13 protein-coding genes are annotated in these 13275 nt (G+C 67.5%); 10 read left to right on the plus strand and 3 right to left on the minus strand.

The features are described from left to right. Positions 1-24 precede the first annotated feature (24 nt). Positions 25-468 (plus strand): hypothetical protein, encoded by a 444-nt coding sequence (locus C566_RS0113010; RefSeq protein WP_018774786.1) that lies wholly within the window; start codon positions 25-27, stop codon positions 466-468. 22 nt (positions 469-490) lie between these two features. On the opposite strand, the gene C566_RS0113015 is transcribed toward C566_RS0113010, so the two are convergent. Then, positions 491-1810: a cell division protein PerM gene (locus tag C566_RS0113015; protein ID WP_018774787.1), complete on the minus strand. Its 1320-nt coding sequence runs from the start codon at positions 1808-1810 to the stop codon at positions 491-493. Between the two features lie 220 nt (positions 1811-2030). Here C566_RS0113015 and C566_RS0113020 point away from each other — a divergent pair, with 220 nt between their 5' ends. Beyond that, on the plus strand, positions 2031-2450 hold the full coding sequence (locus tag C566_RS0113020; protein WP_018774788.1) for a DUF4383 domain-containing protein: 420 nt from the start codon (positions 2031-2033) through the stop codon (positions 2448-2450). 301 nt (positions 2451-2751) lie between these two features. Here the strand turns inward: C566_RS0113020 and C566_RS0113025 are convergent, their stop codons facing one another. Together C566_RS0113025 and C566_RS0113030 are read right to left on the minus strand one after the other, a co-directional pair. Next, the gene (locus C566_RS0113025; RefSeq protein ID WP_196802374.1) at positions 2752-3219 is read right to left on the minus strand and encodes a hypothetical protein; all 468 of its coding nucleotides are present in this window, start codon (positions 3217-3219) and stop codon (positions 2752-2754) included. A 116-nt stretch (positions 3220-3335) separates the two neighbouring features. Further along, a complete protein-coding gene (locus C566_RS0113030) occupies positions 3336-4640 on the minus strand; it encodes an MFS transporter (RefSeq protein ID WP_018774790.1) in 1305 nt (434 codons plus the stop codon). A 589-nt stretch (positions 4641-5229) separates the two neighbouring features. Between C566_RS0113030 and C566_RS0113035 the strand changes: the two genes are divergently transcribed. From C566_RS0113035 to fdxA, 8 genes are all read left to right on the plus strand, one after another. Further along, a complete protein-coding gene (locus C566_RS0113035) occupies positions 5230-5838 on the plus strand; it encodes a helix-turn-helix domain-containing protein (protein WP_018774791.1) in 609 nt (202 codons plus the stop codon). 262 nt (positions 5839-6100) lie between these two features. Beyond that, entirely contained in the window at positions 6101-7483 is a 1383-nt protein-coding gene (locus C566_RS0113040; protein ID WP_018774792.1) for an FAD-dependent oxidoreductase, read from the plus strand. Then, a complete protein-coding gene (locus C566_RS0113045) occupies positions 7480-8754 on the plus strand; it encodes a CaiB/BaiF CoA transferase family protein (protein ID WP_018774793.1) in 1275 nt (424 codons plus the stop codon). Before C566_RS0113040 ends, C566_RS0113045 begins: the two co-directional genes overlap by 4 nt. Then, positions 8751-9557 carry an enoyl-CoA hydratase-related protein gene (locus C566_RS0113050; protein WP_018774794.1) on the plus strand — a complete coding sequence of 269 codons (807 nt, stop codon included), beginning with the start codon at positions 8751-8753 and terminating at the stop codon, positions 9555-9557. Before C566_RS0113045 ends, C566_RS0113050 begins: the two co-directional genes overlap by 4 nt. Positions 9558-9618: 61 nt before the next feature. Then, on the plus strand, positions 9619-10551 hold the full coding sequence (locus C566_RS0113055) for a dihydrodipicolinate synthase family protein (RefSeq protein WP_018774795.1): 933 nt from the start codon (positions 9619-9621) through the stop codon (positions 10549-10551). Next, a complete protein-coding gene (locus C566_RS0113060; RefSeq protein ID WP_018774796.1) occupies positions 10551-11339 on the plus strand; it encodes an SDR family oxidoreductase in 789 nt (262 codons plus the stop codon). The genes C566_RS0113055 and C566_RS0113060 overlap by 1 nt, the downstream gene beginning before the upstream one ends. A 42-nt stretch (positions 11340-11381) precedes the next feature. Next, positions 11382-12857: an aldehyde dehydrogenase family protein gene (locus tag C566_RS0113065; protein WP_018774797.1), complete on the plus strand. Its 1476-nt coding sequence runs from the start codon at positions 11382-11384 to the stop codon at positions 12855-12857. 6 nt (positions 12858-12863) lie between these two features. Then, positions 12864-13193: a ferredoxin gene (fdxA, locus tag C566_RS0113070; RefSeq protein ID WP_018774798.1), complete on the plus strand. Its 330-nt coding sequence runs from the start codon at positions 12864-12866 to the stop codon at positions 13191-13193. Positions 13194-13275 lie beyond the last annotated feature (82 nt).

Here is a 13275-nt window from a genome sequence, read left to right on the forward strand (position 1 = left end):
GGCCGCTCGCGTAGGCTGGAAAACATGAATCCCCCCACGGAATCCGGCAGCGGCCAGCCGGACCGGCAACCAGCCGGCCAGGCGGCACAAGATTCCGCACGCCTGACGCACACCCTATTCCGGCTGTTCGTCGTCGCGGTCCTGGGCTCGTTCTTCGTCTTCCAGCTCGACGTGGCCTACGTGTGGCTGACGGCGCTGCTCACAGTGGCGGGGATTGTGCTGGGCATCGTGGTGCTGGTCCGGGCAGTGAAATACAAGGAATCGCGGCTGGTCCTGTACGGCGCGATATCCGGGCTGGTGGTCACCGCGGTGATGCTCCTGGTGGTCCTGGCCTCGACGCTGTTCTTCAACCAGATCCGCGATTACCAGCAGTGCGTCCGCTACGCCCTGACGCAGCAGGCAACCTCGGAATGCAGGACGCAGCTGGAGAAGTCCCTGCCCACGCAACTGCCCACGCAGCTGCGCTGACAGCTGCACCCGCGCCGCTGCTCTAGCGGCTGTTGACCGTCTCGAGGTCTGCCTCGCGCAGCTTCTGCTGGCGTTCCAGCCAGGGTCCGGCCGCGTAGCCGATCACGACGCCGATCCCGACCTCCGCGGCCACGAACAGTGCCGTGCGCAGCGGATCGGGCCCGATCTCCGTCAGCCGCCCGATGCCGGCCGAACCGCGGGCCAGCCAGGCGAGCCCCGCCGCGAGCAGCCCGGCCACGGAGCCGATCACCGCGCCCAGCACCAGGGTGGAGGCGGCGGCGGTAAACCAGCGGGCCCGGACCTTGATGGACAGCCATTCGTCGAAGTGGTTTTCGCCTTCGCGCAGGAACCACCAGCCGGCCAGCGCCCCGGCCAGCGCCGGCACCACCAGGGCCACAAAGCCGAAGTCGAGGGAACCGGCCGGCAGCGCCGCGAACACCGGAATGGACGGCAGCGGCCCGACGGCGGTCCCGAGCGGTCCGGCCAGCGACCCGACGCCCAGGGCGAACCCCGCGCCGGAGATCCAGGCCAGGGCAAAGACGACGAGGTTGGGCAGGAAGCCGAGCTGCACGATGGTGAGGACGCCGCCGCCCATGGCGCCGGCGTCGAGCCCTTCATAAACGGCGACCACAAGGTTCCAGTGGATAAAGAGGTCGACCGCCAGCAGCGCGGCGGACATCGCCAGGCTCGCCATCAGCGCCACCGATCCTGCCTTGATGGCCGAGCCCAGGTAGGACCCGGCCCAGCGGGAGTGCTGGCTGGTGCGGGACAGCCAGGCCACGGCGTCGACGCCGATCAGCCGGCTCCACGACCCGGCCTCGCGGCGCGCGCCGACCACCATGCCGAGCCCGAACGGGATGAGGGGAATGAACGCGGCGGCCCAGAGGCTGATCCCGACGTCGGCCGTGCGGCAGACAAAACCCGTGGCGATCCCGAATCCCGCGTATGCCAGCCAGGAGCCAAGCAGCGTCTGCCAGAGCTGGTCCGTATACGAGGCGCGGGCAAGGCGCCGTCCGGCGCGCCAGGCGAGCAGGAACGGGATGAGGGCCAGCCCCAGCGGGATGAGCGAGAGCGTCCCGGATTCCGGCTGCGCGGCGGACCCGGCACCGGCGGTGTCGAGCAGCAGGGGTACGCCGTGGATCAGCAGCCAGGCCTGGCCGGCCAGGCGCGCCAGGACGTCGAATCCGCCGTGCTGGAATCCGGCCGTGGCCCAGACGATGACGATCGGGGCCACCACCACGAGGGCGGAGATGACGGCGGCCTGGCCGGACTCGAGGGCACCCTGCAGCCACAGGGGCATGGGAAGGCCACGTTGTCCGGTCTGATCAGCGCGCAGTTTCATCGAGATCCATGGTGCCACGGGCCCGGCATCCGGCCGGTTTCCGACAGGCACATTGGCCGGATCCGCCGTATTTGACGTCGGGGCCGCGCGGAGCTTTTTGCACACCCGGGTCGTAAAATTGTAAATGTCCGCAATCAGTGGTTGGAGGCAGATAATGACTACCGCATCTCCTCATGCGCACGGCGTTCATTTTGGTCGGACAGATGTACAGAACGTTGGCATGGGTGTAGGTATCGTCCTGATCGTCGTGGGCATCTTGGGGTTCATCCCCGGCATCACTACGAATTACAGCGAACTGAGGTTCTTCGGGCCTGATTCCAAGGCCCTGTTCCTGGGCCTGTTCCAGGTGTCGATGTTGCTGAACATCGTTCAGCTCGCGATCGGCGCCACCGGCCTGACCATGTCCCGGACTGCCATGGGCGCCCGGAATTTCCTCATGGGCTCCGGTCTGCTGTACATCGTCCTTAGCATCTACGGTTTCATCGTCGGCGTGGATTCGGCGGCCAACTTCCTGTCGCTGAACACCATGGACAATTGGGCCTTCATGGTAATGGGCATTGTAATGGCCGGCGCAGGCTGGCTGATGACGAGGCACCTGGAAGAAGACGTAAAGACCCGGTCATCAACCCCCGGGACATAGGGAGCCGCGAATGAGTAACGTTTCATAGCATTCAGAAAATTCGTACTACCTGCTGGTGCAGTGGTTTAGCGGAAACGCGGCGGCTGCACCAGCTTTCCGTGTGGCACGCCGGCCGTGCCCGGCACAGGTTTCGACGACGGCGACGGCGACGCGCCACCTCACAGTGAACGCCCGACGGCGGCGCGCCGCCGCACAGTGAACGCCCGACGCCGGAAGGCCGGGACTTTGTGAGTCCCGGCCCTCCGTGATGCCTTACCGCTGCCGTTGCCGCTGGTGATGATGCGGGTGCTGCGGCGGCTCGTTAGCTTGCGTGTTCCCGAACGCGGGGCGGGAGGGTGTCCCACTCCGTTTCGGTGGCACGCATCCAGGGAAAGGGCAGCAGTTCCATGATCCGAACCTTGCCCACGTCGCCCCCGGCATCGACCAGTACGGAGGTCTCGGTTCCATAAGAACGCAGCAGCTCCCGGCAGAGGCCACACGGGTTCGTGACTTGGGGCTGTCCCTGCCCGTCCATGCTGACGGCTACCACGGAGTGGATTGCTGGTTCCTGAGCCATGCGGGCATTGGCAAGGGCGCTGGATTCGGCGCACACATTGATGCGCTTGGCGCCAATGTGCAGCCCGAGATAGATGGCCCCCGACTCGCCGCGCATGGCGGCGGCCACCCGGTGGTTCTCGCTGTGGTGGGCGGTCAGCAACAGCGCGCTCGCTGCCTCGTAAAGCTCCACGTCGGAGACGTCGAGATCAAAGGAGATTCCGTTTGCCTGCAAACCGCTTCCGTCCGGGCGACTGGCGTCCATGAGGGTTCCCACTTTCCGTTCCTGCTTACCGCTGTTCTTACGTGCCTGTGTTCGTGGCCGGCTGTGTTCGTGGCCGGCTGTGTGTCCTACCTGCCGATGAAGATGCCGTTTTTCTTCCGGGCGAGCAGGTAGAAGACGATGCTGAGCGCCGACAGGACGGCCACGTAGACGGGGAAGATCCAGGACGCGTTCATGGACTGGAGCCAGACCAGGAGGTAGGAGGCCGTGCCGCCGAAGAGGGCGACGCCCAGGCCGTAGCCGAGCGCGGTGCCGGCACCGCGGCAACCCTTCGGCATCAGGGAGCTGGTGACCACGTTGTACAGGGTCATGTTCAGGACCAGCACCACCGAGCCGCCGAGGAGGACGGCCGCGAAGCCGGCGATGCCGGGCTTGACGTACATCAGCATCAGGAAGACGGACGGAATGGCCAGCGCACGGGTGATCAGGAACCACTTGGACATCGACTTCCCGTCAGCAACCTTGCTGATGATGAGGCTACCGACAACCAGCACGACGCCGAGGATGGTGGTGAGCGCGAAGACTGCGGTGGCGTCCTCCTTGAAGCCGGTTCGGGCCGCCGTCGGGAGGCCGGTGTTCCAGGCGTAGTTGTAGGCCTGCGCCGCGCCGACCACGAAGGTGATGGCCAGGACGCTGAGCCAGTGCTTGCGCACTCCGCCCCAGACGGTCTTGGCGGAGTTGTTCGCCAGTTCTTCCGGCTTCATGGTCTCCGGAAGCGTCCGGCGAAGGTAGACAACAACGAAGCCAAAGGCTGCGCCGACGATGAACGGCACACGCCATCCCCAGTCGGCCATGACGGCTCCGCCGAGCATCAGGGACGACAGGTAGCTGACCAGCGAGGCGAGCAGGATGCCTGCGTTGACGTAGAAGGAGATGATGCCGGCGACAAAGCCCTCGCGTCCCTCGGGGACGAGTTCGACGGCGTGGGCGGTGGACAGCGGAGCTTCAACACCGGTGGAGATGCCCTGGACGATGCGGCAGACCAGCAGGATGACGCCGGCCGCGGGGCCGATCTGGTCATAGGTCGGGGACACGGCAATGATCAGGGTGGTAACCGCCATCATCATGATGGACCAGAGCATTACCCGCCGTCGTCCGATCCTGTCGGCGAACGTGCCGAGCAGGATCCCGCCCAACGGACGGAACGCGAAGCCGACGGCAAAGACAGCCAGCGCGCTCAGCGTCGCGGCGACGGGGTCCTGCGACGGGAAGAACTTGGGTCCGATGAAGGCCGACAGCAGGCCAAAGACCATCCAGTCGTACCATTCCAGGGTGTTTCCAAGTCCAAGGCCGAGCAGTCCCCGGCGGACTTCCGGAGATAGCCGGGACTTGCGGCCGGTCTCCAGGTCAGTCTTGACGACAGTGTCAGTCATGATTCCTTTTTCCTTCCCCCGCACTTTCGGGGTGCGTGAGGGTACGGATTGCCGGCGGGCACCCCTGTTGGGGTAGCCGGCAATCGAAACTATCGTTTGGCTTGGTCCGCGGGGCGGGACCGGCTCACCACATGGGAGGCGAGTTAGCCCAGATAGCTACGCATGCCTCTTCGTAGCGCTTGAATGCAAACGGGCCATCCAGCTCGGCAACAAGGAACTGGTCCCTGCTGACCGGCCAACATCGTGTTCTGCGGATGGCTTGGCAGATGTCACGGCAGCTTTGCTTAAGGAAAGGAACGCGTTCACGGGTCGGATGCGCCTTCCGCCAGAAGGCCATGCGCCCTACCCTGTTCGAAGCGTTCTTCCCAAAGTGTTGCGGCTCACACAACTATATTGAAGATCTTCACGGAGTCAATGGTTTTCGAGGAAGTCCCGTCCGCCCGCGGCGGGCCGGGGCCGGGTCGGATGACAAAGCCGCACGTCAGGCGCAAATTCAGTCCGGAAACGTAAAAATATCTACCAAAACCTTGATTCGCTAAAAGTTTTCACTATAGTTATGTGTGTTAGCTCACCAAGAGAGAGTCGGAGCATGGCCAACGAAATCGTCACGGGACATTCCCCCGCCGGCACGAGCGTCCTGCTTGCCACCGTAGGCAACAAGGTCCGCAACATGCGCAAGGACAAAGGAATGACCCTTGCGAAGCTCTCGGAAGTCACTGGACTCAGCCCGGCGATCGTCAGCCAGATCGAACGCGGCCTGGCCAATCCGTCTTTCACCACCCTGGCGCAGCTGGCACACGGCCTGGACATTCCTGTGGGGAAGTTCTTCCTCGGGCAGGAAGAAACCAGGTCCCCCGTGGTCCGCAAGGCCGAGCGGCGAAACCTCAAGGGCGTAACCAAGAAGTCCGTGGGTGAGGCGGTCTATGAACTGCTCACCCCGGACCTCAACGGTGCGCTGGAGGCCCAATGGATCGTGAGTCCGCCAGGCCACGACACCAGCGCCACTCCTTTCCGCCACAGCGGCGAGGAATTCGGCATCGTGATCTCCGGCCGGAAGGACGTCTTCCTGGACGGCGAGAAGTACACGCTGGAAGAAGGCGATTCGATCACCTTCTCCTCGGATACGCCCCACTGGTACAAGAACAGCTACGAAGAGGTCTGCGTAGCGATCTGGGTTAACGCACCTCACGCGTGGTGATCCGCCGGCCCTAGCCGCCGTCGCCTTTCTCCGGTCCGGACGCCTTTTCCATACCGCGGTGTCCGCCGGAACCCCTCCAACAGTCCGCACCACGGCCCGCAACGGGCCGCGATGCGTCATACCCTCTGCCGGGTGGAATTCGCGGTCAGCGTCGCCGCGTTACTGCCGGGCACCGTCTTCTACGTCACCGGCACCGTTCCAACGGCACCCGTTCCCACGGCACGCCTCTAACGGCACTTCGGCCGAAACAGTAAGGATCCCCATGAACCCGTCCACAGCCATGTCGTCGCTGGAACTCAGCACCACCACGGCGGACCTCACCGCCCCCGTCATCTCCCGCTCCGACGTCCTCGTCGTCGGCGGTGGCCCCGCAGGTGTGGCTGCCGCCGTCACCGCGGCCCGTTCGGGCGCCTCTGTCACGCTGCTGGAACGCTACTCCTCCCTGGGCGGCCTCGCCTCCGGCGGCATGGTCCTGGTGCTCGATGACATGATCAACGGCCAGGAAATCACCGTCACCGGCATCGTCTCCGAGTACGTCGAGCGGCTGCAGAAGCTGGGCCTGGCGATCGTCCCGCCTGCCGATGACCGCAAGACCTCCGAGGAACTGTGGAACAAGTGGGGCCGCTACGGCACCTTCGACTTCCACTCCCACAGCACCCCCAAGCCGGTCTGCTACGCCGCCGCCTTCGACCCGGACGGCTGGAAGCGCGTCTCCAACGACCTCGTCCGCGAGGCCGGCGTCAACCTGCGCCTGCACTCCTGGTTCTCCCGCCCCATCGTGGACAACGGCGTCATGAAGGGTGTCATCTGCGAGACCAAGTCCGGTCCGCAGGCCTTCATGGCCGACATCGTCATCGACACCACGGGCGACATCGACGTCGCCTCCCGGGCCGGCGCCAGCTACGTCAAGGACAGCTACCTCACCACGCTCGTTTTCCGCCTGGGCAACGTCGACACCAACGCCGCGGAGGCCTTCGAACAGGCCAACCCGAAGGAAGCCCGCGCCATCAACCGCAAGATCAAGCGCCTCCTCGGCGGCGCGTGGGAACTGTGGTGGCTCAAGACCCCCATCGACGGCGTCGTCTGGTGCAACGCACCCCACATGACCGGCTTCGACGGCGTCGACCCGGCGGACATGACGGCCGCCGAGTTCGCCGCCCGGGACCGCATCACCGAGGCCGTGGACTACGTCCGCGCCAACCTGCCCGGCTTCGAGAACTGCTACATGCTCGACGTCGCGTCCCAGATGGGCGTGCGCCAGACCCGGCTGCTGGAAGGCGAGTACGTCATGACCAAGGACGACGTCACCTCCCGCCGCCACTTCGCCGACACCGTGGCCCGCGGCCGCGACTACTACTACCCGTTCCGCTCGCTGCTGCCCAAGGAAGTGGACCAGCTGCTCGTCGCCGGCCGGCACTACTCCGCCACCCCCGAGGCCCAGAAGATGTCCCGCGAGATCCCGCCCTGCATGGCCATGGGCCAGGCAGTCGGTGTCGCCGCCGCGCTGGCGATCGAGAACGGCACGCTCGTCCGCGACGTGTCCGCGCTGGACATCCAGCAGGGCATGCGCCGGCACGGCGCCGACCCGGGCGACGTCCCGTCGTCGAACGCCACCCTTGACGTGGACGCGGTGGTGGGGGCATGAGCACCGTCATTGACGACCTGTTCCCAGGCACAACAGCAGAATCAACAGCACCCGCCACTGAGGCTGCGGGCACCCCACTCCAGGCTGGCACCCCGCTCCCGCTCGAGGGAATCAAGATCGTGGACTTCACCCAGGTGTTCATGGGCCCGTCCTGCACCCAGCTGCTGGGCGACTACGGCGCGGACATCATCAAGGTGGAGCGCCCCGGCGCCGGGGACATCTCCCGCAACTCGTTCCCGGACAAGGACGGCCAGGACAACCCGATCTTCCTGTCCATCAACCGGAACAAGCGCAGCATCTCGGTGGACACCCGCACCGATGAGGGCAAGGCCGTCCTTCGCCGGCTGCTCGCCGACGCGGACGTCGTGGTCAGCAACTTCCGCTCCGGCGTGATGGAGCGGATGGGCTTCGGCTACGAGGACCTCAAGGAGCAGAACCCGGGCATCATCTGGGCCTCCGGCACCGGCTTCGGCCCCGAGGGCCCCTACTCGCACAAGGGCGGCCAGGACGCGATCGCCCAGGCCTACTCCGGCGTCATGTGGCGGCGCGAGTCGGATGACATGAAGCCGGCCATCTACCCCACCACGCTGTGCGACTACATCACGGGCATGCACCTCATGCAGGGCATCCTGCTGGCACTGCGCACCCGCGAGTCCGCCGGCGTCGGGCAGAAGGTGGAGGTGACCATGTACGACTCCATGCTGCACCTGCAGATGCAGGAGGCCTGCATGCAGCTCAACCGCGGCTACGAGGTCAACTGGGGCGCCATGCCGCTCAGCGGCGTCTTTGAAACCACCGACGGCGCCGTCTGCATGGTGGGCGGCTTCACCCCGGACCCGCTGCTGCGCATTTCCGAGGCCCTGGGCCTGGACGAGGACCTCACGCTGCGGCCCGAGTTCGCCAACCTCGAACAGCAGTTCAAGAACAAGCCGGCATTGCAGGCGATCTTCCGCGAGCGCATGGCCACCAACACCACCGAATACTGGACCTCCCGGCTCGAAGACCAGGGGCTGCTCAACGCCCCGGTGCACACCCTGGAGCAGACCCTGGCCGATGCTCAGACACACGCCAACAACATGATCGTCGAGGCCGAACACCCCGGCGTCGGCACCGTGAAGATGCTCAACGCACCCATCCGGCTCTCCGCCACCCCGCCCACCATCCGCCGGGTGGCCCCGCGGCTGGGCGAACACAACGTTGAGGTGCTGTTGGAGAACGGCTTCGACGCCGAGACCATCGAGCGGCTGCAGGAACTGGGGGTGCTCCGGTGACCGCCACAGTAGAGACCGTCGTGGACCAGGTCACCCTGACCATCGAGAACCATGTCGCCACCGTAGTCATCGACCGCCAGCACGTGCTCAACGCCGTCGACGGCGGCGCGCAGGCCCGGCTCAACGAGATCTGGGACCAGCTCGAAGCCGATCCGGACGTCCGGGCCGTGGTCATCACGGGCGCCGGGACCCGGGCCTTCTGCGTCGGCGCGGACATGTCCGCCTCCGCCGTGGACAAGACCGGCCTCGAATACTGGGCCGGCCTGGACCCGAACGGCTTCGGCGGGCTCAGCCTGCGCACCACGCTGGACATCCCGGTCATCGCCCGGGTCAACGGTTATGCGCTCGGCGGCGGGATGGAGATCGTGCTCGGCGCGGACATCGTGATCGCCGCGGAAACGGCCCGCTTCGGGCTGACGGAACCGCGCGTCGGGCGCCTGGCGCTCGACGGCGGCATCCACCAGCTGGTGCGCCGGATCCCGTACACCCAGGCGATGGGCATGCTCCTGACCGGGCGGAAGGCCGAGGCGGCAGAGATGCAGTCCATGGGCCTGGTCAATGAGGTGGTCCCCGCGGACGAGCTCGACGCCGCGGTACAGCGCTGGGTGGACCAGATCCTCGCCTGCGCCCCCACCTCCGTCCGGGCGGTCAAGCAGATGGTCACGCAGACCGCGCACCTGACCGCCGCCGAGGCCCGCGGCCTCCGGCTCCCCGCCCTCATGGCGGCGCTGGACAGCGAAGACTCCGCCGAGGGCGTCCGCGCCTTCCAGGAGAAGCGCGCGCCGCAGTGGCCGGGCCGGTAGCGGATCCACCGCCTGAGATTCGGCCGCTCGAAGAACAACAAGAGCTTAGAAGGAGAAACCAATGCGGGAGTCACTGACACCCGGCGTGTGGGGCGTCGTCGCCACACCGTTCCAGGGCAGCACCCTGGATGTCGACACGGACAGCCTGGCCGGGCTCGTGGGCTACTACGAGTCGATCGGCGCCACGGGACTCACCGTCCTGGGCGTGTTCGGCGAGGCCGCGGCCCTGACGGCAGCCGAGCGCAGCCTGGTCCTGGAAGTGGTCACGGAGGAAACGCGCCTGCCCCTCGTGGTGGGGGTGACGTCCCTCTTCACCGGCACGGCCGTCGATGAAATCCGTTCCATCCAGGCTGCCACCGGGGACCGGCTGTCGGCGGTCATGGTCCAGGCCAACTCCGCCAACCCCGGTGTGGTCATCGCGCACCTGAACGCCATCCACCAGTCCACCGGCGCCAACGTGGTGCTGCAGGACTACCCGCTGGCCAGCGGCGTCCACATCAGCACCGAGGCGCTCATTTCGGTGGTTCAGGCCTGCGGCTTCGTCACCGCGGTCAAGGCCGAGTCTCCGCCCACCTCCGTGGCGATCGGACACCTCACCGCGGCCCTCGACGTCTCCGTCTTCGGCGGCCTCGGCGGCCAGGGGCTGCTGGACGAGCTCCTTGCCGGCGCCGCCGGGGCGATGACCGGTTTCTCCTACCCGGAAGCGCTCATCGCCTGCGTGCGGGCCTGGCAGAAGGACGGCTACGAGGCCGCCCGCGATGCCCTGCTGCCCTACCTGCCGCTGATCAACTTCGAGCAGCAGGCGAAAATCGCGCTGGCGATCCGCAAGGAATGCCTGCACCAGCGCGGACTCATTGCCGACGCCGGCGTCCGGGCACCGGCCGCGGCCTTCCCGGAGGTTCTCCGGACCGGGCTGCGCACCCACCTGGCCGAGGCCGCGGAGGCCCTGGGGTCGAACCCGGCCGCCGCGCTGACCACGGCGGGGAGGAACTGATGGATTTCGGAATCAGCGGAAAGACCGCCTTTGTGGCCGCATCGACCGGCGGCCTGGGCCTCGCCATCGCCCGGGCCCTCGCTGCCGAAGGCGTCCGGGTGGCCATCACCGGCCGGCGCGAGGTCCGCGCCAAGGAGATCGTCGCCGAGCTGACGGACGCCTACGGGCCGGGCGCCATCGCCGTCGAAGCGGACCTCAGCACCGCCGAGGGCGTGGCCGCCGCCGTCGAACAGACCGTCGCGGAACTCGGGCCCATCGACATCTTGGTCCTCAACGGTCCCGGGCCGAAGCCCGGCGCGGCCGCCACGCTCGGCGCGGACGACATCGCCGCGGCGTTCGAACAACTCGTCAAACCGCACCACGCCCTGGTCTCGCACATCCTGCCGGGCATGCGGGAACGGCGCTGGGGCCGGATCCTGGCCGTCGGGTCGAGCGGCGTCGTGGCACCGCTGCCGAACCTGGCCGTGTCCAACACCGGCCGCGCGGCGCTGGCCGGCTACCTCAAGACCCTCGCCGCCGAGGTGGCGCTGGACGCCGTCACGGTCAACATGCTCCTCCCCGGGCGCATCGCCACGGACCGGGTCGCGGAACTCGACCAGGCCGCCGCCAAGCGGCGCGGCACCACCGCCGAGGAAATCCAGCTCGAGTCCCGCAAGACCATCCCCGCCCGCCGCTACGGCGCCCCCGAGGAATTCGGCGCCGCCGCGGCGTTCCTCTGCAGCGCGCCGGCCTCCTACATCACCGGCGTGGCACTGCGCTGCGACGGCGGCCTGATTCGCGGGCTCTAGCCCGCCTCCCTTTCTTCCCGACCTCTCTTCAGAAGGAACCCCATGACTTCCACCGACACAGACACCTCAACAGCAACAGCCCGGGACCTCATCACCGCCCGGCACCTGATCAACGGCGAATGGCTCGGCGGGGCGGACACCGAGCGGATGAACCCGGCCCGCCCGGGCGAGCTCGCCGCCCTCTCCCCCAGCGGCACCGCAGCCGACGTCGACGCCGCCATCACCGCCGCCGCCGCCGCGCAGCCGGCCTGGGCAGCCCTGCCTGCCCCGTCCCGCGGCGCCATCCTGATGGCCGCCGGCAATCTGCTCCTGGAGCGCCAGACCGCCATCGCCGAGGACCTCGTCCGGGAAGAGGGCAAGACCCTCGCCGAGGCCAAGGGCGAGGTCAAGCGCGCCTCCGACGTGCTGCGCTTCTTCGGGTCCCTCGGCTGGGCCGCCACCGGCGAGGTGCTGCCCAGCGGCCTGCCGTACACCACCATCACCACCCGCCGCGAGGCGCTCGGCGTCGTCGGGCTCATCACGCCGTGGAACTTCCCCATCGCCATCCCGGCCTGGAAGTCCGCCCCGGCACTGATCAGCGGCAATGCCGTGGTCATCAAGCCGGCCGAGCTCACCCCGCTCTCGGCCACGCACCTGGCCCGGGCCCTGCAGGACGCCGGGCTGCCCGCCGGCGTGTTCAACGTGGTCCATGGCAAAGGCCGCGTGGTGGGCGACGCCCTGGCCCGCGATTCCCGCATCGCTGGGTTGTCCTTCACCGGCTCCACCAACGTCGGGCTCGGGCTGCAGGAGATCCTCAACGCCCGCCGCGCCCGGGTCCAGCTGGAAATGGGCGGCAAGAACGGCGTGCTGGTCCTGGACGACGCCGATCCCCGCAAGGCTGCCCAGGTGGTGGCGGCCGGCGCGTTCGGCCTCACCGGCCAGGCCTGCACCGCCACGTCCCGCGTCTACGTCACGCCCGGCATCCGCGAGGCCTTCCTGGCGGCCCTCACCGAGGAAGCCGCGCAGTACACCGCCGGCGACGGCCTCGAGGCCGCCAGGATGGGCGCCGTGGTGAGCAGCCAGCAGTTCGAACAGAACCAGGCCGCGGTGCGCACCGCCGTCGAACGCGGCGCCACGCTGCTGCACGGTGAGTACGACGGCGGCACGGACGCCGGGTTCCTCTTCCCGGCCGCCATCCTCACGGACCTGCCCTTCGACGACGCCGCCGTGACCGAAGAGATCTTCGGACCCGTCGTGGCCGTCCTCGAGGTCCCGGACTACGAGGCCGGGCTCGCCGCGATCAACGATTCCCGCTACGGCCTGACCGCCGGGATCTGCACCGACTCCCTGGCGTTCTCCACGGACTTCGCCGCCCGCGCCCAGGCCGGGGTCATCAAGGTCAACCGTCCGACGGCGGGCCTGGACCTGAACGTGCCGTTCGGCGGCGTCAAGGATTCCTCCACCAACACGTTCCGCGAACAGGGGAAGTCCGCACTGGACTTCTTCACGTGGGGCAAGACCGTCTACACGGGTGTGTAGCCAGCCATGACGTACGTGATCGCCCAGCCCTGTGTGGATGTCAAGGACAAGGCCTGCATCGACGAATGCCCGGTGGACTGCATCTATGAGGGTGAACGCTCGCTCTACATCCACCCGTCCGAATGCGTGGACTGCGGCGCCTGCGATCCCGTCTGCCCGGTCGAGGCGATCTACTACTCGGACGATGTCCCGGACGAGTGGGCCGACTACGTGCGCGCCAACGTGGAGTTCTTCGAGGAACTGGGGTCGCCGCAGGGCGCCTCAGCCCTCGGAAACCTGCACCGCGACCACCCTGTGGTGGCGCGTGCGCCTCTAGCCGCCGGCGCCACGGGCTGACTCTCCCTGTCGCCGGCTTGCCGAAAGACGGCCGCCAAGCACAACTGCTTGGCGGCCGTTTTCGTATGATCACACCCCTTTG

The organism is Arthrobacter sp. 131MFCol6.1, from assembly GCF_000374925.1.
Lineage (GTDB): Bacteria > Actinomycetota > Actinomycetes > Actinomycetales > Micrococcaceae > Arthrobacter.